General features: G+C 46.6%; 24 protein-coding genes, 1 tRNA gene and 1 other RNA gene. 7 read left to right on the top strand and 19 right to left on the bottom strand.

Translation table 11 applies throughout. The features are described 5' to 3' along the window. Positions 1-26 precede the first annotated feature (26 nt). Positions 27-719: a matrixin family metalloprotease gene (locus tag ACZ5QV_RS08970; protein WP_464599501.1), complete on the top strand. Its 693-nt coding sequence runs from the start codon at positions 27-29 to the stop codon at positions 717-719. A 21-nt stretch (positions 720-740) separates the two neighbouring features. On the opposite strand, the gene ACZ5QV_RS08965 is transcribed toward ACZ5QV_RS08970, so the two are convergent. Continuing rightward, on the bottom strand, positions 741-1,178 hold the full coding sequence (locus ACZ5QV_RS08965) for an NUDIX domain-containing protein (protein WP_464599500.1): 438 nt from the start codon (positions 1,176-1,178) through the stop codon (positions 741-743). A gap of 106 nt (positions 1,179-1,284) precedes the next feature. Here ACZ5QV_RS08965 and ACZ5QV_RS08960 point away from each other — a divergent pair, with 106 nt between their 5' ends. From ACZ5QV_RS08960 to speB, 3 genes are all read left to right on the top strand, one after another. Then, positions 1,285-3,108 (top strand): aldehyde ferredoxin oxidoreductase family protein, encoded by a 1,824-nt coding sequence (locus ACZ5QV_RS08960; RefSeq protein WP_464599499.1) that lies wholly within the window; start codon positions 1,285-1,287, stop codon positions 3,106-3,108. 362 nt (positions 3,109-3,470) lie between these two features. Further along, positions 3,471-3,857 (top strand): translation initiation factor IF-5A, encoded by a 387-nt coding sequence (locus tag ACZ5QV_RS08955; RefSeq protein ID WP_464599498.1) that lies wholly within the window; start codon positions 3,471-3,473, stop codon positions 3,855-3,857. Positions 3,858-4,064: 207 nt separating this feature from the next. Continuing rightward, positions 4,065-4,952, top strand: a complete 888-nt coding sequence (gene speB, locus ACZ5QV_RS08950; RefSeq protein ID WP_464599497.1) for an agmatinase — start codon at positions 4,065-4,067, stop codon at positions 4,950-4,952. Positions 4,953-5,122: 170 nt separating this feature from the next. Here speB and ACZ5QV_RS08945 read toward each other — a convergent pair whose 3' ends face one another. From ACZ5QV_RS08945 to purB, 14 genes are all read right to left on the bottom strand, one after another. Then, positions 5,123-5,299 carry an MM0924 family protein gene (locus tag ACZ5QV_RS08945; RefSeq protein ID WP_464602075.1) on the bottom strand — a complete coding sequence of 59 codons (177 nt, stop codon included), beginning with the start codon at positions 5,297-5,299 and terminating at the stop codon, positions 5,123-5,125. A gap of 613 nt (positions 5,300-5,912) precedes the next feature. Further along, complete coding sequence (locus ACZ5QV_RS08940; RefSeq protein ID WP_464599496.1) at positions 5,913-6,974, bottom strand: disk-shape morphogenesis protein volactin; 1,062 nt, start codon at positions 6,972-6,974, stop codon at positions 5,913-5,915. After that, positions 6,967-7,779 (bottom strand): cell division protein CdpA domain-containing protein, encoded by an 813-nt coding sequence (locus tag ACZ5QV_RS08935; protein WP_464599495.1) that lies wholly within the window; start codon positions 7,777-7,779, stop codon positions 6,967-6,969. The genes ACZ5QV_RS08940 and ACZ5QV_RS08935 overlap by 8 nt, the downstream gene beginning before the upstream one ends. Before the next feature lie 180 nt (positions 7,780-7,959). Further along, positions 7,960-8,226, bottom strand: a complete 267-nt coding sequence (locus ACZ5QV_RS08930) for a hypothetical protein (RefSeq protein WP_464599494.1) — start codon at positions 8,224-8,226, stop codon at positions 7,960-7,962. A 132-nt stretch (positions 8,227-8,358) separates the two neighbouring features. Then, complete coding sequence (locus ACZ5QV_RS08925) at positions 8,359-8,520, bottom strand: hypothetical protein (protein ID WP_464599493.1); 162 nt, start codon at positions 8,518-8,520, stop codon at positions 8,359-8,361. A gap of 44 nt (positions 8,521-8,564) precedes the next feature. After that, the gene (locus tag ACZ5QV_RS08920) at positions 8,565-10,088 is read right to left on the bottom strand and encodes a type II secretion system F family protein (protein WP_464599492.1); all 1,524 of its coding nucleotides are present in this window, start codon (positions 10,086-10,088) and stop codon (positions 8,565-8,567) included. 19 nt (positions 10,089-10,107) lie between these two features. After that, a complete protein-coding gene (locus tag ACZ5QV_RS08915; protein WP_464599491.1) occupies positions 10,108-10,518 on the bottom strand; it encodes a hypothetical protein in 411 nt (136 codons plus the stop codon). A 13-nt stretch (positions 10,519-10,531) separates the two neighbouring features. Then, on the bottom strand, positions 10,532-12,130 hold the full coding sequence (locus ACZ5QV_RS08910) for a type II/IV secretion system ATPase subunit (RefSeq protein ID WP_464602074.1): 1,599 nt from the start codon (positions 12,128-12,130) through the stop codon (positions 10,532-10,534). An 862-nt stretch (positions 12,131-12,992) separates the two neighbouring features. Next, on the bottom strand, positions 12,993-13,709 hold the full coding sequence (locus ACZ5QV_RS08905) for an ATPase domain-containing protein (protein ID WP_464599490.1): 717 nt from the start codon (positions 13,707-13,709) through the stop codon (positions 12,993-12,995). Between the two features lie 539 nt (positions 13,710-14,248). Continuing rightward, positions 14,249-14,440, bottom strand: a complete 192-nt coding sequence (locus ACZ5QV_RS08900) for an HNH endonuclease (RefSeq protein ID WP_464599489.1) — start codon at positions 14,438-14,440, stop codon at positions 14,249-14,251. Between the two features lie 18 nt (positions 14,441-14,458). After that, the gene (locus tag ACZ5QV_RS08895; RefSeq protein WP_464599488.1) at positions 14,459-14,632 is read right to left on the bottom strand and encodes a hypothetical protein; all 174 of its coding nucleotides are present in this window, start codon (positions 14,630-14,632) and stop codon (positions 14,459-14,461) included. Between the two features lie 147 nt (positions 14,633-14,779). After that, positions 14,780-14,864, bottom strand: a tRNA-Ser gene (locus ACZ5QV_RS08890). A 129-nt stretch (positions 14,865-14,993) separates the two neighbouring features. Further along, an RNA gene (gene ffs / locus ACZ5QV_RS08885) (signal recognition particle sRNA) lies at positions 14,994-15,308 on the bottom strand. A gap of 537 nt (positions 15,309-15,845) precedes the next feature. Continuing rightward, positions 15,846-17,192, bottom strand: a complete 1,347-nt coding sequence (purB, locus tag ACZ5QV_RS08880) for an adenylosuccinate lyase (protein WP_464599487.1) — start codon at positions 17,190-17,192, stop codon at positions 15,846-15,848. Positions 17,193-17,523: 331 nt separating this feature from the next. Here purB and ACZ5QV_RS08875 point away from each other — a divergent pair, with 331 nt between their 5' ends. The 3 genes from ACZ5QV_RS08875 to ACZ5QV_RS08865 all read left to right on the top strand — a co-directional run bounded on the left by ACZ5QV_RS08875 (position 17,524) and on the right by ACZ5QV_RS08865 (position 20,644). After that, on the top strand, positions 17,524-17,673 hold the full coding sequence (locus ACZ5QV_RS08875; RefSeq protein ID WP_464599486.1) for a 50S ribosomal protein L40e: 150 nt from the start codon (positions 17,524-17,526) through the stop codon (positions 17,671-17,673). Between the two features lie 6 nt (positions 17,674-17,679). Beyond that, positions 17,680-18,423 carry a phosphoglycerol geranylgeranyltransferase gene (locus ACZ5QV_RS08870; protein ID WP_464599485.1) on the top strand — a complete coding sequence of 248 codons (744 nt, stop codon included), beginning with the start codon at positions 17,680-17,682 and terminating at the stop codon, positions 18,421-18,423. A gap of 496 nt (positions 18,424-18,919) precedes the next feature. After that, positions 18,920-20,644, top strand: a complete 1,725-nt coding sequence (locus ACZ5QV_RS08865; RefSeq protein ID WP_464599484.1) for an ABC transporter ATP-binding protein — start codon at positions 18,920-18,922, stop codon at positions 20,642-20,644. A gap of 128 nt (positions 20,645-20,772) precedes the next feature. Here the strand turns inward: ACZ5QV_RS08865 and ACZ5QV_RS08860 are convergent, their stop codons facing one another. From ACZ5QV_RS08860 to ACZ5QV_RS08845, 4 genes are all read right to left on the bottom strand, one after another. Continuing rightward, positions 20,773-21,504, bottom strand: coding sequence for a flavodoxin family protein (locus ACZ5QV_RS08860; protein ID WP_464599483.1), 732 nt, complete (start codon positions 21,502-21,504; stop codon positions 20,773-20,775). A 129-nt stretch (positions 21,505-21,633) separates the two neighbouring features. Then, positions 21,634-21,822: a 4-oxalocrotonate tautomerase DmpI gene (gene dmpI, locus ACZ5QV_RS08855; protein ID WP_464599482.1), complete on the bottom strand. Its 189-nt coding sequence runs from the start codon at positions 21,820-21,822 to the stop codon at positions 21,634-21,636. 104 nt (positions 21,823-21,926) lie between these two features. Continuing rightward, complete coding sequence (locus ACZ5QV_RS08850) at positions 21,927-22,520, bottom strand: flavin reductase family protein (protein ID WP_464599481.1); 594 nt, start codon at positions 22,518-22,520, stop codon at positions 21,927-21,929. Between the two features lie 201 nt (positions 22,521-22,721). Continuing rightward, positions 22,722-23,936 (bottom strand): ABC transporter permease, encoded by a 1,215-nt coding sequence (locus ACZ5QV_RS08845; RefSeq protein ID WP_464599480.1) that lies wholly within the window; start codon positions 23,934-23,936, stop codon positions 22,722-22,724. Positions 23,937-23,943 lie beyond the last annotated feature (7 nt).

The following is a 23,943-nucleotide window of genomic DNA, read 5'->3' as shown; positions in this document are numbered from 1 at the left end:
ATAGTCCATCTTCATTCAGAAGTCCCATGCTTAACAAAAGATCATTTATTGTAATGGCCCTGATGCTTTTTATTTTTTCCATGGTCCCCTGTGCAACAGCCTACTATTCCTATGAAAAGATCACCGACCAGCCCTGGAACCATTCACCGATCACGGTTTCCATTGACACGGAAAACACGCCTCTCCGCTATAGCCCTACATATCAGGAACAGGTAGAAAAGGCCCTTGCCTACTGGGAAGAGGGAGGCAACGGGAAACTGGACTACGTGCCTGTTTTTAAAATTGTTGACTCCGAAGATGCCGATATCCGTATCCGCTGGGTGGAAAACATGGAAGCTATAGAAGGTGCGACCCCAGGGGTTGCGGGCTACGCAAGGCCCCATATCATAAACGGGAGGTTCACCCAGGTGGAAATCGTTCTTGAGGTTGGAAACCCTATGGGGAGAGGCTGGCACCAGTACGGAGACGCGACCATGCTCACGATCTCAAAACATGAAATGGGCCACGCGCTCGGGCTTGCGCACAGCGATGACAGGAGGGACATTATGTACGAAGAATTCGAACTCAGGGATGATGTAAATCCCCTCCTCGTAAGCAAATACGGAACATTCATCCGGTTTGGAGCCCTTGCGGCCTTTGTTTCTATCCTTTTCCTGGGAGTAAGCTGGCAGCACAGCAGGAAAAAGAGAAAAAAACTGGAAAAAAAATACTTCCGCTAAACAGAAAAACAGCAGGGAAGGTTAAGCGGAAAGCCCGGTGGACCTGAGACTTTCCCTGAGATATTGCTTGAAAAAATTCCTGAAATAATCCGGGAGTTCTTCCATTTCAGAAATCTGTAAAGCCGGAAACCAGTTGAAGTCCTCGTGTTCGTGGCTGAGCCTCACCTCAGAGGCACGTTCTTCGGTTTCATACACTACGGCGATTACTCTTTTTGCCGGAAGCTCAAAGCAGACCTCACCGGCTATCTCCTGTAATCCGAGAGAAAGCCCGGTTTCTTCTCTGACTTCCCTTGTAACAGCTTCTTCGAGAGTCTCACCAGGGTCCACCTTCCCTCCGGGCAGGTCCCATTTGCCAGGCTGGGTCCTCGAATTTTTTGAACGCCTCAAAAGCAGGTACTCCCCATTATCGTTTCGGACAAGGGCATAAACGGATATAAGATAGGGTTTCCTCAGAGTCATACACTTATTATTTGGAATTCGTATTATATAGAGTTCAGCTGTTTTAAAAACTGTATTTTTCAAAAAATTGAATGAAAATAAGGATCAGCGAAGGGGTAGAAAGCACATGCCTTGCCGAAGAGGAAAAACCATAATAATAGACCTTGGTTCAGGCCAGATTAACGAAACTTTGACCGATGAGAAACTACTTTTAGACTACCTTGGGGGAAGAGGGCTCGGGGTAAAGCTGCTTACGGAGCTTACGGAGCACGATACCGACCCCCTTTCCCCGGAAAACCCCCTTATCTTTACGACCGGCCCCCTCACGGGACTTGCCCCCATGGCAGGGCGTTTTGTCCTGACTTCAAAGTCTCCCCTGACCGGCACGGTCTTTAGCTACAATGCAGGCGGAACTTTCGGAAAGGAACTGAAGTGGGCCGGGATTGACGCGCTTATCATAAGCGGGAAGGCTAAAGAGCCGGTGTATGTGGAAGTGAAGGCAGAAGGAAATGAAATAAAAACCGAAATCAAATCGGCTGCCGCCCTCTGGGGTAAAAACACCGAAGAGTGCACAGAAGCCCTGGTGCCCCTGGGAAGCGTAGTCTGCATAGGCCGGGCCGGAGAAAAACTGGTCCGCATCTCTTCCCTGGTAAACGACTCCATCCATTTCGGACGCGGAGGGCTCGGGGCTGTGGCAGGTTCCAAGAAACTGAAGGCCGTGGTGGTAAAGGGAAAGACGGAGATGCCTGAAATTGCCGACCCTGTGGCATTCAGGGAAACGGAAACTAAGGTTTTGAAACTCCTTGAGGCAAACCCCGTGCTCTCCAAAGGGCTTGCCCAATACGGGACCCCGGTGCTGGTCAGGCTCCTGAACTACATGAAAGCCCTTCCCGTCCGGAATTTCCGGGCGAGAGAATCGGAATTTGCGGAAAAGCTTTCCGGGGAGTGGATTAAAGCAAATTATTCTCCCGAAGGAGAGGGCTGTTTCAACTGTCCCATAGCCTGCAAACAGAGGATTAAGGGAAGCAGGCAGCCGGTTCCGGATTACGATGCCCTCTGGGCTTTCGGGCTGAACCCGGAAAACCCGGACTTCGAGTCCGTGCTCAGCTTAAGCAGGCTCTGTACGGACTACGGGCTTGACCCTGTTTCCACAGGTTCAGTGCTCGGGGCCCATTTCGAATATGAAGGAAAAAAGCCCGAAGCTCCGAAGCTTGAGGCCCTGCTGAAGCAAATCGGGGAAGGGGAAAGTGAAGCAGGGGAAGGCAGCCACAGATACCTGGGCCTGCTGGGAGCGGAGGGCCTGAGCCTGGACGTTAAAGGGCTCGAACTTGCAGGCTTTGACGTGCGGGGGATCAGAGGTCAGGCCCTTGCCTATGCGACCTCCCCCCATGGCGGAGATTACCGGACCGCTTTCATGGTGGGGCCGGAGCTGCTTGGAAAACCCCTGGGGCTCGACCGCCTTGGCCTGAAAGGAAAAACCGGGATTTTGCAGGTCTTTGAAAACCTGACAGCGGTCCTTGATTCCCTCGTCCTCTGTCCTTTCGCGTTTTTCGCCCTGAACGAGGAGATGTGTTCGAGGCTTTTGCAGACCGGCACAGATCGAAAGATTTCGGGAGCTAAACTTTTGAAAACCGGGGAAAGGATCTGGAACCTTGAGAGAATTTTCAACCTTAAAGCAGGGTTTTCCAGAGCAGATGATACTCTTCCGGCCCGCCTGTTTGAAGGAAGTGGAGAAGAAGAGAGAGAAAAAGAAGGAAGGGAAGAGAGAGGAGAAAAGAAAGAGAAAAAGAAAGATGGAAAGGAAAATGGAGGGAAGAGAGAAAAAGGTATTTCGAAGGCAGAATTTGAAGCTGCCCTTTCTGAATACTATCATTTCAGGACCTGGGATGAAAAGGGAGTGCCTCTGGAAAAGAAATTAAGGAAGCTGGGTATCCTGAATCCCGGAAATTGAAAAGAAAAAATGGGAAATTGTACCCGGAATTCGGAAAGATATTCCTTCAACCAGCCCGAAAGGACGGGTTTTCGCATAAGCATTATATAGTGTAGATGAATTAATCGTATTAGTTTTTGACCGGCAGGATAGCTTTTCTGAAGGCTCCGGTCACATAAGGAAAATCCCTTTGCGGTTTTTGCTTTAAAAAGCATACATACATCATACAGAATAGAGAATAATACAGGCTTTTAAACAGAGTTACAATAGCACGATTTTACCACAGGAGAAGGAGGATTCCTGGAATTTCCCGGGGCTTTCACCGATTCTGTCGGCATTTATAGATCAAATTTACAAAATTCATTAAAACAGGGAGAATTATTATGAAACAGCAAGTAGAAGTTAAGAACCTCAAGGAAGGAAAATACGTAATCGTCGATGATGAAGCATGTATCATCAAGAGCATTACCAAATCCAAACCCGGAAAACACGGAGCTGCCAAGGCAAGAATCGAAGTAATCGGGCTTTTTGACGGCCAGAAGCGCTCCTACATCGGATCCGTTGCAACCAAGATCTACGTGCCCATCGTGGAAAGAAAGAGCGCACAGATTCTCTCCGTTATCGGAGATGTCGCTCAGCTCATGGACATGGGAGACTTCTCGACCTTCGAAATCCCAATCCCGGAAGAGTTCAAGAGCAAGGTCAAAGAGGGTGAAGATATCTCCTACATCACCGCTCTTGGCAAGATCAAGCTCGACATCAGGATGTGAGATTCCTCAAAAACCGGGAACTTTCTCCGATGCGGAAGAACCCGAAAAAGTGTTCAGGCAAACCGCCTGAATTCCCTTTTTTAGCATCTCTTTTTACCCCGCTTTTCACCCCGTTTTTGACCCTGTTTTTTACCCTGTTTTTCACCCTGTTTGTTACCCTGTTTGTTACCCTGTTTTTTTATACCAGGACTTCAGTTAGATCAGGATATGTTCTATCCGAATACTTTTGTTGACGCCCTTGCGGACTACGAGACTTCCCGTTATGTGATCTTTGGAGTGCCTTTTGACAATACCTCCTCCTACCGTGCGGGGAGCAGGTGGGCCCCGGATGCCATGCGCCAGGCTTCTGCGAATTTTGAGAGCTATAACCCTTTCTTTGATATCGACCTTGTGGACCTGCTCATCCACGATGCAGGCAACATGGAAACCTCGGCCTCAGTGGACGAGACCCTCGGAGAACTCTACGAGGATGCAAAAAGCCTCCTTCAGGACGGGAAACTCCCGATCATGCTGGGCGGGGAACATTCCCTGACTTTTGCCACGGTAAAGGCCTGCGCCGAAGCCGCAGGGGAAGACTTCGGGGTCCTGGTCCTAGACGCCCACTTTGACCTCAGGGAAGAGTACAGAGGATTTAAAAACAACCATGCCTGTGTCTCCCGGAACATCCTCTCAGAGGTCACGGAAAACCTGGTCTCGATAGGGGTCCGGAGTGGACCTGAAGAAGAATGGAGCTTTGCCCGGGAAAATAAACTCAAATACTTCAGCGCCGATGATGTGGAGGCAATGGGTATGGTGGAAGTCCTCAAAAAAGCTCTGGAATACCTGGACTGCAACCAGATTTATCTCTCCCTGGACATGGACGCCCTGGACCCCGCCTTTGCCCCGGGCCTCGGAACTCCGGAGCCTTTCGGTTTAAGCGCAAGAGAGGTCCGAACCGCTATCCGGACCCTGGCCCCTTTCGCGATGGGTTTCGATATTATGGAAATTGCCCCTGAATATGATTCAGGACAGGCAGCAATGCTCGGAACAAAACTTATGCGGGAGTTTATTGCCTCCCACGCAGCAAGCCACCGGAAGGCCGGAGATTCCCCGTAAAACCCACTGTGTAAAAAAAATCGAGGCCCATTGAAAATAGATTTACAGGTAGTGCCTTTGTTAACAAAAATAGAAAAATTTAACTTAAGAGTGAAACTATTTAAAAATACAAGAAGGAATTGGGCCAATCCCTTCTTGTATGCAGTTTTCCTTTTGCTGAACTGCCGGGATTAATGAGCCCATACAGCGATGATCTTATCAATTGCTATATGGGTGAGTTTTCCCTCTTTGCCGAGGGTCAGGACATTGTCAGCACAGGCTTCAACCTTTCCTATGAATATATCCGGGCCACCGCAATACACATCTATTTCTTTGCTAAGGTAATGTTCTACTATAAAAGACTGCATCATGAAATACCTCCAGTTTGAGTATATATTTTCCAGCACGTATGCCTGCAATCTTAATTATTCACCTCATGCCTTATTAATTTATTTAAAAACTAAATTTGATTTTTCCGAATGCTGCGCCTCTGCACACTGGAGTAAAATTCCCTTACTGAGGCAAAATATATTCCTGCCGAATACCGTGGGCGTCAGAGAGATTGATATGATTTTGATATTTACCCTCATTATCAAATTCACTTGTGTTCTTACTGCCGGGAAAGCAAATCTTAGTTAAGGTTTGGCAGATCATTCGGCAGATTTGGCGAAATAGACTCAAAAATAGGAAATATACATAAAAGGGATATAAGAAAGATGACAAGCCCGTCCCGTAAAAATAAGGATTTCTCTCAGCCTGACCGGGCAATGGGAAACCCTCTGTCCGACCGGGCAATGGAAACCTTCAGCCCCCGTTTTCTCCATAAAGAAAAACATCCCCAATCCGAACCTCGAAAAATCTGGCAAGCCTGAAGGCCAGCAGTTCAAAAAAAATAAGCAGAAGTACCTAAAGTCCAAAAAAGATGTATAAGAAGGGTGAACCCACCCTTCTCAGAAAAAGCGTTTCCTGCTTGCAGGGTTTTTACTTTTTCGTGCTGGTTTCCACTACAGTAGGGGCGTGAGCCTCGGGGGAGAGGCTTGCCTCTTTTGTAAGAGCTGCGATCAGGCATCCCCTTGCAATGGCGTAGAGGGGGTCTCTGGAATCCTTGGAGGACGGAGTAACATATCTGTTTTTCCTGACACCGGAGATCCTGATAGGCAGTTCAGTTTCAGAAAGCCTTTTCTCAAACATATCCACAAAGCCCTTTGCCCTGGTGCTTCCACCTGCAATTGCGACCTGGAAATCGGCATCCGGGGGAGCGGTCTCCGAGAGTTTGCTCTTGAGGTGCTGGAGGACGTAGGTTAAGAGGGCGTCATAGTAAACAGCGAGGGCACCCTGGACGCTTCCCAGTTCGTATTCCGGACCAAAGGAGAAGTCGGTTTCCTTGATAGAAGTAATCCGCTCCCTTGCCATACCGGTTGCGACTGACACCTGTTCATCAATCCAGTCCCCACCTCTGGCGATACTGAAAGAGACGATAGGGGTTGCCATATATGCCACGGTCACGTTGGTCATTCCAGCTCCAATACTGATTCCCACACCCGTGAAATTCGCATCACTGAGTTCGGAATAGACAACTGAAAGCCCTTCATCGATCGAAAAGGTTTTGTAACCGAGTTTTTTTGCAAGAGCTTCTACGGTCTTGCTGTGGTAAAGTACGTTTAACTGGTTGTCTACCGGGTTTGCAGGGACTGAAACATAGAGTATCTCGTCTTTCTTTTCAGGAGCTCCGAGTACCCTTTCGATGATTACTTTAATTATAGGGATGGATTCCTTTTCATCAGGGCTGATGATCCCCTGTTTCATGGGCCTCCTGATGTGCTTGTTGAACACGTTGGAGAACTTAAAAGCATCTTCACCAAGCACATTAAGGTTGTTTCCCCGCTGGGTATAGAGCACCTTTGAATTGTCAAGCATGTGCTTTGTCAGGTCGTTAGATTCCATTTCAAGGAATGCATTTCTCTGCTGTGCAAAAGAAATCGAACCGTCTCCTTTGTCCGCGCAGATGATATTCATTGTTCCTACATCAAGTCCTTTAGCCATTTTTGTGCCTCTTGAAGATGTTCATTATATAATCAAATATGCTTTTTTTCTGTGTACTGTTCTTATTAGTCGAATAATTCACAGACGAATTATTGTTTATAGTCTGAGCAAGCAACATTGATGTTGAAGCAAGCTCATCATCATTAATTTCCAGGTTTTCGCCCCGGGAGTATTTCAGGTTTTCGACTTCTGAAATATCATCCTTATAGGTGATTTTCTTCTCCTCGGAATCAGTAAAAGCTTTTCCAAGGATAAAATCATAGTCCTCATCTTTTATACCCAGGTTAAAATGTGAAAATTCACTGTCCTGTGAAAAGGACCTTTCAAGGGCCTCCTGGACCTCTTTATCAATGTCTCCCTCATTTTGACCTTTTTCTTTATCACTTTTCTCCTGTAAGAGCAGCCTTGCACGCTCTTCAATCTGGTATAAAACCGTGTTTGCAAAGGCGTTTCCCGCGAGCAGGCAGATCCCCGTTGTATAAGCAACCGCCACAAAAGTGACATTTGGATATTTCCAGCCCTCGGGATAAATCAGGTAAAATGCTCCCATCCCGACCCAGCTTAGGATAAACCCTCCTCCCACCGCATAGCGGTGGTACTCTTTTGGCTTTATTATCATCAGGTTTATGCCTAAAAGAATAAAGGATAAACTGAAACCAATGAAAGTATAGGTTAGGGCTATCTCTCCGGGGTCGGATCTTCTTGTAAGATTTACAGATAGAGCAAAACCAATACCCATCAGCGCCAGAATAAAACCTGAAAGTAGGGTCATTGACGCGAAATAATGGCTTATTTTTGATTTCATCGTATCCAGTACAAAATATAGTAAGTGGAAATATATAGTTATTGGTTTTTTTTATAAAGAATCGGAATAAAATATATTAAAAAATATAAAAAAAAAATAGAAAATAAACTGAATAAGTATTTGCCCTTACCAGGGAACCAAATAGTATATATAGGAATTATAGAAAATTTTCTTGATGAATTAACCGCCTGTCTGATAAAGATTATCTGCAACTCCTTTTGAAATTTCACAGGCGAGGAATCTCCTGTAGGCCTTTTTTGAGATGAGACCCCTCGTGGAATCCTGCATTTCCAGTTCGCCAAAAACCAGTTTATCCCTTCCTTTCGAACCTTCACCATCAGAACCTTCGTCCTCCGGCCCTTTATTTACAAAGGAAACGGATTGTGAGCCGTTTTTATATTTTACAAAATATTCAGTATCCGAGCCCGTCGAAGTATAGAAAAACACGACTTCCGGTTCCACCCTGGCATAAAAAGGAGTGTATAGCCCCCCGGCCCGGACATTCACGAGCAGGGCCTGGGATTCATAACGTTTTTCGAAGCTTTCGACTTCAAGTATGGATATGCCTCTTTCCTCCAGTTATTCTTTGATATAAGCCCTTACGAAACCAACAAGGGAAGGAGTTCCTTCAACATAGAGACAGATCTCCCCCGAAAGGTCAGGCACGGGATCTCCTGAGGAATAGGAGCTCAGACGGGTATTTAACCGGGTTTCACTCTGCGCGAAATTAAAGTCAAGCACGAAACCCTCCGAAATTAGCCGGAAAAGCAGAAAACCCGGCTAAATCAGAGGAACACGACAAAGAGCACATAGGAAAGTGTCATCATAATCAGGGAATGCTTGAAACCTGAAGGGAGGACTCCACTTCCCATTTTCCCGGCTACAAGCCCCGAGCCCAGGCCCTGAAGCATGGCAGCATGGAAAAAGAGCGTGGTATATTCTTCCAGATCAACCCCCATGGACATCGCAGAGTTGCCGGCCCCACTCAGCGCGGGCAGGAAAAAAGCCGCAAGCACGTAGACGATGATCAGGAAGACAAAAAAGGTTATGTAGATAATAAAGACGTAAATAAACATCTCAGCGCCCCGCTCTTTTTTCAACTGTTTTTGGATATCGGCATCTTCCGCAACAGTGCTAATTACCTGATGAATATTCCCGGTTGATTCACTTGCCCTGGCAATAAGGGACATACTGCGGCGGGTAAGTTTGGTCCTGATGCGAGACTCAAAACGCTTCAGAGCAGCAACCAGATTGGAGTTCCAGCGCAGGTCCTCAACCAGGCGCACCAGTTCAGATTTAAGCATGCCCATATTTGACTGGGCAGTGATTGCAAGAGCATCGGCCAGCAAAATCCCTGTCCCGTTAATGCTGGCAAGCCTTTTCAAGAACTCAGGGACCTGGTCCTCGATCCTGCTGACTCTACGTATCTCAAGTTCATGAAAAATGATGAAAGGGATCAGCAGGAAGAGAAGGCTGAAATATATGTGATCGTCAAGCACGGAGCTGATTTCTATAAAGCCGTATCCGAGAGGACGGCTCTTCAGGAAAGCGTAAACCATATATCCCAGAGCAAGAGGAACACTTACGATAAAGGCGTAATTTGGGGTCTTTAACATTGCTGAAATCGGGTGCATCAAAGTGTTTTTTACCCTGTTGACCTTCTCAAGAAAATCGATTTTCCGGATTAATTCCAGGTCTTTTTCCGTAGGCGGTTTTACCCGGACATCGCTGAAGGAATCAGGCCTTATAAGGGATAATTTTTCCGGAGGCATCTTTTCAGCATCTCCGGTAAGCATGTCCAGAAAGATTAAGAAGGTCAGGGTCCCGAAAGGAATCACCCCGTAGACCAGCATATAGAGTTTACTTTCACCGCCCCCTCCGGAATCCATGAGGTTCATAACCACAAGGACCGTCATAAGGAAAAGCGGCCCCACTACAAAAACGGTGATATAAACCTCTGCCAAAAGAGCCAGTGTTTCAAGGAAGCGTTTATGCTCCTTATTGGCGTTGTTCTTGTACAGGTCCATCTTATTATTAAGATAAAGGGTGACGTCGCCTCCGCTTGAGACTATTGAGATCAGGCCATCAACAAAGTCCCTCAGCTGTTCGGAGGGGGTCCTGTCACTCCCGTCCCAGAGAGCGCGCTGAAGATCTTTTCCGAAACATTCTATATCCCGGATGATATTCCCGAACTCCCTGGCAGTAGTCCCGTAGAGATGTGGGCGCTCACTCAAGGACTTCATGATCTCAAAAATCGTCATGCCCCCGCCCCGGTTGAGGACATAGAGATAGCCCACTGCGTGGGGCATAACCTGATCGATAGCCCTCTTACGGCTGTCTGCCTTCATGGAAGGATAATATCATAATCAGGCCCCATGAAAGGGAAGCGACCAGTGAGAAGAGGAGCAAACCTGCTACTATAGCCAGAAGAAGCGGGAGATGTTCCGAAATAAGAGTGGGAGTGTCAAAACGCCCCGTAACCCGGCTCGACACATGGAGAGAGGATACAATTTGTTCAGGAGTAACCCCCCTGAAAAGAAACTTTCCTGCAACAAGTCCTCCGACCCCTCCGAAAAATCCCGCAAGCAGGGAATAGAAAATGGAAGTTGAAACAAAATGGAGCACAGGGACCGGGGTCTGAGCCTGTCGAAGTGTGACCTTAAAATGGGCAAATTTATCCTCGTGCTTGAGGAGGAATCCCCCGAAGATCCGGAATGCAAAAGAATCGATAGCATTCATGCTTTCACCATTTTCAAACCCTGTGCGAGATCAGGTCTTCCAGGGTATTGTTCTCAACCGAGTCCATCACAAGCCCGGGATTTGTAGAGTAGAGATGGACTATAAGAGAAATGCTAACATAGTCCCGGATCTGCTTCCCGGCCATATACGCAAGGATCTGCTCCCTGTTCTGGAATTCCTGCAAAAGTTTTTGTGGAGTCCATCCCCTTGCCCTCGTGATCTCGTTTAACACGTAGGAGTCGCCCGCACGTTTGAAAACATCATTAAGGGGATCCCATTTATAGAACTCATTGATCCTCAAACTCCCTGTCCTTGCGTCCAGACCTGTGATTTCCACAATGGTCTTGGTCCTCCTGACCCTTACCTCATCCACATATGTCTGCATCTGGATGCTGATAACCCCAAGAGCCTGCATCATCACATGCGGAACGTTGATGGGTTCGTTTTCCAGCCTGTTTACAACGGTCTGCACATCACTTGCATGCATAGTGGAATAGGTGGTATGCCCTGTAGACATGGCCTGGAAAAGAGTGAGTGCTTCTTTACCGCGGACCTCTCCGACAATGATGTATTCAGGGCGCTGTCTGAGGGCGGCTTTCAATAGCTCGTACATGGAAACTTCGCCTGTGCCTCCCACGGTAAAGGACCTGCGAGTGGCCCCGGCTATCCAGTTATCATGATGAAGCATGATTTCCCGGGTATCCTCGATGGACACAATCTTGGAAAGTACGGGGATGAAAAGAGAAATGGCATTCATAAGAGAGGTCTTTCCAGAAGCGGTCCCCCCTGCAAGAAGAACACTTATATTATTTTCAATTGCAAGCCAGTAATAGGCCATCATCTCAACACTGCATGTCTGGTAGTTGATCAGGTCAATCGGAGTTATGGGATCTCCCTTAAACTTCCTGATTGTAAAGGAACTGCCCCTTGTCGTGACCTCTTTTCCGAGGGTTGCCTGCATTCTTGAACCATTCGGAAGGGTAGCGTCCACAATAGGCTCACCTATGGAGATATGCTTCCCACTGCGCTGGCAGAGTTTGACAACGAGAGAATTCAGTTCTTTTTCCCCGAAAGATACGTTTGTTACAATGTTGTTATGTACCCTGTGGTAGAGATAAACAGGAATATCGATCCCCGAACAGGAAATATCCTCAATGCCCGGGTCGAGGACGAGGCCGTTTATTCGTTCATAACCTATGAAATTTCTCTGGAGTAAATAAATCACCTTATGAAGAGAAGGAACATCAAGAGTTTCGTAATACTGTTCAAGTAAACGCATAGCCCTATTTATAAGAACCGCGTTCTTATTAATCCCGGAACCCATATCTTCCTGGGTCAGCGTATCCTCCAGATTATCCCTGACCTTTTCAAGAACCGTTTTTTCATATGCTGTGAGAGTCGGCTCCACAAGATTATAATATTTCATTTCCCTGTTTTCTATGACGCTGATAAAAGCATAAGGCTCATCCACCCAATAACGTTCTACTTCAGTGAAACCTTCTGGAATTTCGTATTCAAGCAGCGGGCCGTCAAGTTCGGGATCGTATGGGGGAAGAGTCCTCAGTTCATCATCCAAAAATTTCTTTTTAATGAAGGTGATTTTATCCTGCATGCCCTCAATATTTTTCAGTTCATTCAAAAAATCCTGAAAATTATTCATAAGCTTTTTCTTTTTTCGGCCTTCCCTCTGTGCGGGCTTTTTCTCTTTGTCCACCGGAGTTTCATCAGTCTGACCGGGGCTTTCCTTCCCGGGTCCGGCTTCGATGCCCGGTTTGTCCCCAATCTCAAAGGAGGGGGGAGGGACCTCCACCCCAGCGAGAACAGAGGATGAACTGTCTTCGACCTCCCCCCTTAGCTCTCCGGCATCAAAATCCGTAACCTCTTCTGCTTCCGAACCAGAGGAAGCTCCAGCAGGCTCCTCTCCCTGGATTTGAGGCTTAGAACTTTTATATAGTATATGTTCAATGGGGATTTCCTTATCCCATTTCTCACATTCAACTTCCTTAGTTTCGTCTATGATATCTTCAGATAAAACCTCATCCATGGAAACCATATCTTCCCCGCCTATCGGATCCTTTCCCCGGCCAAACAATTTCCGCACTCCTAAATATACACAATTTTATCCATTGGACCTCATCTAAAAATCAACTGTAAATATGCTAAAAAATCTGTTCTATAAAGTCAGGTATTGGCACAAGTTACATAGATTTTTTCAAAATGACATACTGAAAATTGTTTGGCACTATGACCGCAGTGGACTATACTTTAAAATTTCAATTGACTAACAGCACATCTTTTTCAGCCTGGACAGTAGAAATTTGTTCAATTTTGATATAAACATTATTCATAAGAGTTATAGGTGTAATTGCTTAAATAATTTAACTTTCAAAAATTAGTGATTTACTGAGAAAGATCTCAAAATGCAGAAATTTAGGAAAATATCCTGAAAAAAAAATGAAGAGGGCTAAAAATATTCAAAATAACTTTACCCCTTTAGGAGTAATCTCAAAACGAATCGACTCCAGTTTGAGTTCTGTCCTTCGCATTTTTGGAATTATCAGATAGCGTTCGGTATTTCCTGTATAAGGGTTTTCACTTACCGAAAGTCGGAGCGAACCTGCGACAGAATACTCAGCAATATTATTGGACATCTTACACGCTGTTTCATCCATCACGAACATAGCAGTACAGCTCCCCATACTGGAAAGAACAAAGTTCAGGGCATCAAACTGGTCCCTGAAGTCCTGAATCGAAAGGCGCAGGGTGAATACCCCTATATTATCAATGACAACGACTTCCGTGCCGGAATGTACGGAATCCGCAAGAGAAGGAAGTTCTATTTCCAGACCTTCCGGCGTGAAACCGAATTTTGAAGTCTGCACCTTTTCAGACCGACTCTGAAAAGCCTTCTCGATTACGAGCTGTCCGCTTTTATAATAACGAGAAAGCCCGAGCCCAAGGATTTCAGACTGTTCTATAATGTCTTCAGGAATCTCTTCGGTGGCGATCAGCACACATTTCTTACCATCCTTGCAGGCCCTGTGAAGAAAATGAATTCCAAATATGGATTTTCCAGTACCAGTGCCTCCGGTAATGAAAATTGATTTACCTTCAGGGTACCCCCCATCCAGTTTTAAGTCCAGTTCTTCAATACCCGAGGATATCCGTCCAATACTTTTACGACCTTCCATTTTGCCACATCCTGAATAAACGAAAACAAAAATATTGTTCAGGACCCCTCAGCAGGATCCCCCTACTTTAGTGGGGGAAGAAATACGTCAACACTACAGGGATCTCCCCCCGGTTTTCGAGATTTTGTTTAACAGAGTACGGATGGGTTAACCCAGCAGAACCCTTTGCCATACTTTACAATTTTGACTTTTTGATTGTTGACCAATCTGCCTGATTTATTTTCCGGATCTTTGAGTATTACCCTTTTTCCGTAGGCGTGGATTCCCACTACATAATACAAACTTCCTTCGTATTCAACAAGATCCATTGGCTGAACAGGATAACGATTTTTTCGTATGCTGCACCTTCCATTCTTTGTTTTTTGAAGCCTGTATTGACTCAACAAACGTCCAGCACGTGTTCATAAATGTGGCATCTTTGAATCCCCTTACAGGAACGAAGTAGAAAGCCCCAATGCTTTACAGGCTGTCCGACAATTACAGTCAGTAATAATCTAATTCATTCGTTTTCAATTTAAAGGCATTATATGCCTTCTTTTTTACCTGTTTTTTTTTGAAATTGAATTGTCGAACAGCTTCTTTAGCGTGGGGTAGTTCACCTTCGGTCTCCACCTTAAAAAGAATTCTTTGTAGTTTTTTGGAGTGTGGCATTTGTTGCAGAGGGTAATAAGGTTAGCAGGCCGGGCTGAGCCTCCTTTATTTCTGTAATGGATATGATGAACGTGGAGCAAAAGCCGTTTTGACCTGTTTTAACAATTAGAGTTCTGGCAGGTGTACCCGTCCCGGTAAAAAATATAGGCCAGGACATTATCGTATCCTTTTTGCCCCCCTTCCGAGCACTGTTTGCCTTCGATTTCCGTATTTTTGATTTTTTGAATGTCGAAGTTGGCGACCTCGACAACGATATATGAAGCCCTATGCAAAAAGTACCACATTATAAATAAAGAGTATGCTATACGCCAGAGAAAAAAAAAAGATAAAAAAAAAGCACATGAAACTCTTCGAGTAACAGGCTCAAAAAATGAAAGTACACAGGTGTACTTTCATACCAAAAGATAAAAAATGTTAAGCGACGAGAGGGGGATTCGAACCCCCGAGATGCGAAGCATCACAGGATTAGCAATCCTGCGCCATACCGGGCTTGGCTATCTCGTCACCGGCGATTGTTAGCGGTTGAGTAGACGCGTTCCCTAAAAAGGCAGTTCCGATATTTAACCTTTTCCAGAGAAAAAAGTCAATTAAGCTATTTTCCTCTTTCAAGGACTCTTTTATAGTGGAATTTAGTGATGAGCACACCGCAGGTCGAAATATCTTGCAGATCCCAGGGGACTGAAACCTCGCCTCCACCCCGCGACCCCGCAAGCGACGGTTGCCCACAGTGAGTCTGCTCCCTTCCGGGCCTCGACCGGTTTCCACGGTAAAGGTATGAAGACCTGCTCTCCAGCAAGCCACCATACCAGCATCATCCAAGCAGGACGGAGCTTCTCAGTTGAGATTACAGGCTAGAAACTGTTTGATAAACCTTCCATTGGCTTCGTCCTCCGCATATCGGCGATTTCGGATAACAGGTAACGCCGAACTACCCGGACTAGCTCATCAGTCATACAATACACTAGGAATTTATAAAAGTATCCCTCCCTTTCATATATTATGGAGAGGAGCCCGGAGGGGAAAACAGGCAAATCCGGCATGAAAAAATATAATAAGAAAAAACCCGAAGCACCTGCATAGAATAATTGTATAAAAATATAACGGTGAAAATTTGAAAAAGATCTCTCAATAAACTCCTTAAACACGCCAGACCAGAATTAAGAAGCCCGGAAACCCAACAAATAGAAGATACAAAGGAAGATTGGAAAAATGTTTTGGGCGGTTGTGTACAAAGCCAACACAAAGTATATAAATAATTTATACATAGGACTGATTGAGGCATCTAATCCACTATCAAACCGTTATCATCTACCACAATACCCGAAGACGTTTATAATGCAACACCAATGCTAAAGATGCCTCAATAACCCTTTTGAAAATTTTTGAAATTCCTCCTTTTTTCCTTTTTTTCCTTTATTTCCTTTTTACCCTTTTTAAAAAAAATAAAGGGTAATGGGAAGCCCATTTCCTATGGTCAGAAACATTTTACAGGCTGTAGACCCGCCGCAACTTTAAGACGAGAGTCTCAACCTGTTCGACGGCGGTACCGATGTACCTGTCCGGATTAACAAGGTCTTCAATATCCCCGGCGCTCAGGTAACCTGCAACCTCGGGGTTTTCCAGAAGTACATCTTTAAAGTGCATACCCGTATCATGGGCTTTCATTGCGGAGGCCCGGACAAGCTCATGAGCCTCCTGCCTGCCGACTCCCCGCATTGCAAGTTCGATCATGACGGCTTCTCCCATGTTCAGGCCCTTGAGAAGGTCCAGGTTCCGTCTGATGTTTTCCGGAAAGAACACCAGGTTTTCAATTACTCCGGTCCCGAGTTTTATGATATGGTCCGTAAGCACACAGGCTTCCGGGAAAACCACCCTTTCACAGGAGGAGTTGGTCAGGTCTCGCTCGTCCCAGAGGGTGTTGTTCAGGAGTTCGGGCTCGACCATGGAGCGCACGATCCTTGCAAGCCCGCAGATCTGCTCGGACTTTATGGGATTTCGCTTGTGGGGCATGGTGGAGGATCCAACCTGCTTTTTCCCGAAGCTTTCCTCGAGTTCCGCAATCTCACTGCGCTGGAGGGTACGGATTTCCACTCCGATCTTGTCAAGGGTAGTGACCACATTTGCCATCCACATCACAAACTCGGCGTGGCGGTCCCTCTGGATGATCTGGTTGGAGACGTCAACAGCCCCAATCCCAAGGTATTCCATAGACCGCTTCTGGATTTCTATGCCCGCTTTCCCAAAAGCCGCCTGGGTCCCAACGGCTCCCGTCATCTGCCCGACTGTTGCCCTCGGTTTGAGTTCATGGAGGCGTTCGAGTTGCCTGGCAATTTCAGAGGCCCAGATCCCGAACCGGAGCCCGTAGGTCGTGGGAACCCCGATCTGCCCGTGCGTCCTGCCGCAGCAGACAAGCTGCCTGTGAGTCTCGGCCTGGTTGAGCAGGACCTTCAGAAGAGCCCTGACCTTCTCCTCAAGGAGCTCAATAGCATCTTTAATCTGGAGCCCGGTTGCCGTGTCAAGCATATCGTTTGAGGTTGCCCCGAAGTGCACCCATTTGCCCGCATCCTCTCTGCACTGCTCGGTGATCGCAATGACCACAGCCATCATATCATGATGGATTTCCTCTTCGATCTCGTTTACCCGCTCGGACTGAACAGAAGCTATGCTCTCTTCAATGATTTCCGCGGCCTCCCTCGGGATCAGCCCCACATCAGCCTCGGCCTTTGCAAGGGCGACTTCGATCTGCATGATTCTTGCAAGCCTGTTTTCCTGACTCCATACGTGCTTCATTTCTGCTGTACCGTAACGAAATTCTATCGGATGAATTGCCATATTAATCGCCGGGTCCTGTTCTGATAATTTCTGAATAATGTATCGATTTCAAAGTCAAATTTGCGAACATAATCTGGAATCATATTAATATAATAGGGATTTTATAGGATAGAGCTCCGGGTCTTTTACGGATCCGGATCTGAATGAACTACAACGGATAGGGAGGAATTAAAGCCCCCCTCATAAATAAGCTTTGAGCCCCCTGGAAGTCCGGCACAGGAAGCTTAAAAAATCGGGCAGCAGGCCGGATTTTTTGATGAAAACTATTATATGCATTAACATCCATTAAGCGGGCTATATACCTATAATAAAATAGATACAGGTGACGATAATGGCACGATTTCCAGAAGCAGAAGAAAGGTTATTGAATAAAAAAATTTGCATGAAATGCAACGCCAGAAACGCTGTAAAAGCGACCCGCTGCAGGAAATGCGGATACAAGAATCTTCGAGTAAAATCCAAGGAATCTAAGGGAGCATGATCTTTTTTGCAGGTGGAAGTTCACCTAAAAAAGATTGTTAAGCAGGACGGTAAAGCCCACCTGACCCTTATTGACCCGGCGTCTCAGACGCCAGAAAAAGCTGCTGAAATGGCCCTTGCGGCCGTGAAAGGTGGAACCGACGCAATCATGATCGGGGGATCAACAGGAGCCAGCGGGACCCTGCTTGACGAGACGGTCATGAAGATCAAAGAAAAAGTTGACGTGCCCATAATCCTCTTTCCGGGGAACTCAGCGGGCCTGAGCAGCTATGCTGATGCGGTATTTTTTATGAGCCTGTTAAACTCGCGGGACATAAATTATATTGTCACAAACCAGGTGCTCGGAGCCCCCATGGTCTACAGGAGCAAAATTGAGCCGATTTCCATGGCTTACATCCTGGTAGAACCCGGTGGGACCGTCGGCTGGGTAGGGGACGCGAAACTGATCCCCCGCAAGAAACCCGAACTTGCCGTTGCCTACGCCCTAGCAGGCAAATACCTCGGCATGCACTATACCTACCTTGAAGCCGGGTCCGGAGCCGACGCTCCGATCAATCCGAAAATGATAGGGGCTGTCAAGAAGGCACTCGGGGACAACATGCTGATTGTAGGCGGCGGGATACGGGACGGAGAAGCCGCAAAACTCTGTGCGAAAGCCGGTGCGGATATGATCGTGACAGGCACGATTGTTGAAGAAACGAAAGACGTTACTGCCAAAGTAGCCGAACTCGTGGCCGCTATCAAGCACTGAACCCGGACACTGGTCCGGGGGACCCCCCACTCAATCACCAACTTTCTTGCATATAATGCCGAACCCTATTTTTAATATGTTTTTTAAATATTTTTTAATATTTTTGAATATTTTTGAAAAAAAGCCCTGCTTTCTGCAATGAATAACTTTCATAAAAAAATAATACTGATCGAGAGAAAAAGCTTTTTTTCGGGAAAAGAGATTTACAAAACGAAAAAAAATATAACTATTGAGACTCCTAAAACCCCGAAGTCTCTTAAAAATATAAGGACTGCTCGGCGGCGATTACAATAAATAGTTTTAAAGGTAATATTGCATCTTATTCTATTAATATCCTCATTTTCCGAGGGCTTTGATCCCCCAATAAGGGAAACCTCGGACATTTAACATGTTCGTATAATCAAGGATTTACAGAAGTACACACAGAAATATTATAGAAATATTATAGAAATATTACATAAATATCACAGGATAAAAAATAATTAGAGGTGCACGTATGCTCAAGCTTTCCAATCTGGTAAAAGATTACGAGGTGAACTCCGAAAAAAGAAGAGTTTTAGACCATATCAACCTGACCGTGGAAGACGGGGAAATCCTTGGAATAACAGGAAGAAGCGGAAGCGGAAAATCAACCCTTCTCCGGATTATCAGGGGAGTCGAGCCATTCCAGGAAGGTAGTGTGGAAGTGGACGGGGAGATAATAACCCCTGCCTCCGGGCGCGAAGGGGAAAAGATCCTGATGAAAAAGACCGCGATCCACCTCCAGCGCAACTTCGGACTCTGGAACGGGCCTGCAATAGAAAACGTGATAAGGAAACTCAATTTCCAGAGGATAGGGACAGAAGGCCTTCCTGAAACTGACTCCCCTTTCTACGATGAACTGTATTCGGAAGCCCTTGAATACCTCGAACTTGTAGGGCTCGGGGACAAGGCGCTCCATTCCACACAGATGCTGAGCGGAGGGGAAAAACAGAGAGTGGTGATGGCAAGACAGCTTGCCGCAAAGCCGAGAGTGCTCCTTCTTGATGAACCGGTAACCATGACCGGCCCCGACACCAAGCAGGAAGTCCTGGACGTGATAAAGCAGATCCGGGATAAGCTGAACCTTGCGGTCATTGTGGTCTCTCACCTACCCGAAATCCACGCCTACCTCGCAGACCGTCTGATCTTCCTCGAAAACGGAAAAATCGTCGAGGAAGGAGCGCCTGCAAAAGTTCTAAAAAATTTTAAGAAAGACATGAAACCCAGAGAAGGGCTCACAAAACCCGAATCAAAAGAGGTCTGCATCCGGGTAAAGGATATCTCAAAACGCTATGTTGTGCTCCGCATGGGAGAAGTCCTGAATATCAAAGCCCTTTCCCTGGACGTGCACAAGGGAGAGATCCTGGCCCTCATCGGAGCCTCAGGAGTCGGAAAGACCACAATAATCAAGCTCATGGAAGGCCTGGTCAAACCTAAAAGCGGGACTGTGGAGTACCTCTGTGATGGGGACTGGCTGGATATCACACAGTACAGCAAAAAGCGCATGGAGCTCCGGAGGATCATGAGTGTCATGAACCAGGAATTTTCCATGTCCGTAAACTCCACGGTCCGGGACCAGATCCGCTTCAGGCTCAGCATGAAAAAGCAGGGATCAATCGAATACGCCCGGAAAAAAGCTGAAGACCTGGGCCTTTCGGAAGAGACCCTGGACACCATCTACAGGCTTCCAGAAATGCTCGAGGAAGAAAAGGATATCACGCTTCGGGAACTGAACCTTACGCTCGACGTCTACTCCAGACTTTTCCCGACCATCCCGTCTACGGATGTGGACAGTTACGCAGCCCCCGTCTTTGAAGCCCTGGACCTCTCCCTCGAGGTGCTCGACAAAACCCCCTACCAGATCAGCGGAGGGGAACACGTAAGGGCATTTATAGCCCTGAGCCTTGCGACCTCCCCCAAATACCTCCTGCTCGACGAGCCTTTCGGGGACCTCGACCCGGTAACCCTCAGGGACGTTACCAACTCCCTGAAAAGGATCAACGCCCGCTTCAGCACCACAATCGTGCTCATCAGCCACCATATGGACTTTGTCCGGGAAGTCGCCCACAGGGTCGTGCTGATCGAAAACGGGGCGGTTGTAATGGACGGAAACCCATCGGAAGTCTGTCAGGAACTGCTCAACAGGAGCAACGCCCCCTACATGGAAAAAACCCTTGAAGAACTTGTGGAAGGGAACTGAGGTTTTCCCTTTCCCTTCCCCCTTTTTTTACATTCCTTCTTTTCTTTTCTTTTCTTTTCTTTTCTTTTCTTTTCCTTTCCTTTCCTTTCCTTTCCTTTCCTATTCCCCTTTTTTTCCAGAAACTTTTATCATGCAAGCTTATTTTCTTTAATCAAGCGGTCCCATTCCTCGTTCCCGAACATTATGTAGATGGAAGAAGGGACTATGGATTTTTCAAGGCCTTCCCTTAATTTTTCAGAAATTTCCTGCATTTCCACAAGCTCTTTGCCTGCGGAGCGCAGGAGTTTTCTGTACTTTGAAAGCAGGGGTTTTAACAGGATGTTGTCCTTGCCCCTGAAAATTTCCCCTTCATCCCTGTAGACTTCGGCAATGACCTCGGTGTGGAGAGCCCTTGCAAGCCGCCTGAAAAAGAGGCTTTGAACCTGGAAATTGCTCTGGCCGGGCAGCCCGCAGTTTGAGATTAGAGCAATTTTCGGAACTTTTTCAAAGCGTTTCATGTGCCTGTACTCCCCTTTTTCATCTTCCTCAAAGTGAGGGTAAAGAAGAGGAGTCAACCTGTCAACAAAGGTCTTCATAAGAGCTGTAACGTTATCAAAATAAACTGGACTTGCAAACACGACAACATCCGAGGCCAAAAAGAGTGGAAGAAGTTCATCCATGTCGTCCCGGATGCTGCACCTGCCCGGAGTTTTGAGCCAGCATTCAAAAAGACCTTTACAGTATCCGATTTTCTTTTCGACCAGGATGACGTTCTCGGTCTCGGCCCCGGCTTCCTCAGCCCCTTTCAAAAATTCCTCTGCCATGAGGAAGGTGTTGCCCTCCCTTCCTTTATGGCTCCCGCTAAAAACCGTGATTTTCATTAGTTCCCCCCTTAATTTCCGGCCTGACCTTTTTTTGGAAAAAAAGGCCCGAAAAATGCCTCTAATGGATCAGATTTCGACGAATCAGTACAGAATTAATCAGTACAGAATTAATCAGTACAGAATTAATCAATCTTTAATTTCGGAAAGCAATACTCTTCCAACCCCGAAATTCTCCCTGGGAATCTCATGGAAGACTATTGTAAAGGCCTGTTCCGGAATTCCGGTGATTTCGCTCGCATTTCTGGTAAACAGATCAACAATCCTGGCTTTCTGTTCCTTTGTAAGTTTCGTGATCTCGATGGTGATGACTGGCATATTCAAATCCCCCTGTTCGATCCCGGGCGAGGGAAAAGTCCCTCTCCCGGACCCACCTTTATTTAAAAATAACAGACATAAATTATTTAATCAGATATCCATAGTCAGAGATCTTTATCTCCGTTTTCATTGAATTTCTTCCCGACACACCAGGCCCTTCCCAGGTGCTGTCCCATCTGCCAGTAGTTATTGTCGTACATGGAAAATAGGATTGGGTCAACCTTTTCAATATCCGGAGTCCCGTTGCACAGGTACTTTTCTTCGGCGTAGCTCTCGATAATTTCCCCGATGAAGACCTCGTTTGTGCCCCCGAAATCGAGGATTTCTACGAGTTTGCACTCCATGTTAACAGGGCATTCCCGGATCATGGGCGCGGTTTCAAGTTTCCCGTAAAAGGTCTCGAAAAGCCCGGACTTGTCCACCTTTTTTCCGGAAACGATCCCACAGTAATCTGTCAGTTCAACCATGTGCCGGGATGGGATATTTACACTGAAAGTCCCGTTTTCCCTGATGCCCGCATTCGTATGATGGTTCCTGCCAAGAGCCACCGAGATCATAGCAGGCTTTGCTTGCACTATCCCGCAAAAAGCAACGGTCAGGTAATTGGGCCTGTCATCCACATTTGCGCCCACGAGAGTCGTGGGCATTGGATACAGGAAAGTTCTGGCCCCTATTGCTTTTTTGTCCGGCGCAGCCATTTCTTTTCCCTCCTTGAATTCCGGTTTTTTTGATTACAGTTTATTAAAGTATAATTAGTAATTGAATTTATTGACATATATATGTTGAGAAATTAATTTTCCACAACATTAATACCCTGCATTAAGCAGGAAAACAACCCTCCTTTCACCTCTATAATCAGGAATCAGGAAAAAATCCCCATATTTTCGGGAAAATTTTACTCATTCATAGCGCAGGGCCTCCACAGGTTCCATTCTTGCGGCCTTATTCGCAGGATAAGCTCCCGCTGCAACCCCCACAATTAACGCCACCATGAAACCTATTTCAATGATATATGGCGGAAAAACAAAGGGAATTGAGAGAAAGCTCGTAATCAGGTAAGCTCCTGCAACCCCGACCCCGGCCCCGAGGATTCCCCCGAAGAGGCTGAGGATTACGGACTCCGTGATGAAGAGGAAAAGAATATCCCTGGCGGAAAAACCAAGAGCTTTCATGATTCCGATTTCCCGGGTGCGCTCCGTAACGGTCACAAGCATTATGTTCATGATCCCTATGGAGCCCACCAGAAGAGAGATCAGGGCAACCGCGATCAGGAAACTGCCCAAAGAATCGGCAAGCTGGTTGGTCTGCTCAAGGATGTCGGCCTGGTTGAAGATCGTATAGGGTTTTGCGTCCTCATCATCCAGATCCCTTGAGGGGACCCCGAAATTGCGGGCAAGGCGTTTGTCCACTTCGTCCGAGGTCTCCTTGACGGTCTCCAGGTCCTCAGCCATGACAAAAAAAGCCCCGTAATCATCTTCTTCAAGCATCCTGTTGATGGTGGAGACCGGGATAAAGATACTCTTGTCCCTGTCAACTCCCCCCTGGACAAAAGCGGTATCCGGACTCTCTATTATGCCCTTTACCTTGAACTTTCTGGAAACCATCTCTTCTCCCTCAAGGCGAAAAGCAATATCAATGGAATTCCGAGCCGAGATATTCCGGTCAAACTTCTCATAAGCGACATCGGACCCGATAACTGCGGAAAAAATATCCCGGTCCGTTATGAAAACCCCCTCTTCCATAAGGATGTTGGCCGTCTCCTCGTAGTCTTCGGTGACCCCGACCACCTCAACATTTTTTTTCTGGGAAAGATAGGTGACCTCCGCAAGCTGCTGTTTTATAGGCGAGACCCCCTTGACTCCGGGGGTCTTTTCTATAAGCTCAAGCTCATCGGTGTAAAAGAGGTTAGGCTCCTGGCTGAAGATGATTATAAAATTGGAGCCCAGGGCATTGACTTCCTTCTCAAAAAAGAGGTTGAAACTCCCTCCGAGAGAAACATTAGCGACCACGGCAGCGATGCCTATGACGATGCCCAGGATTGTGAGGGAAGAGCGAAGTTTCGCACTGCTTACACTCCCGATTGAGATTTTTACGGCTTCCTTAAATTTCACCAAAAGCCCG

The sequence above is a fragment of the Methanosarcina baltica genome, from assembly GCF_055394095.1.
Note: the sequence above shows the minus strand (reverse complement) of the source record. Positions and strands in the feature narration are given on the sequence as shown.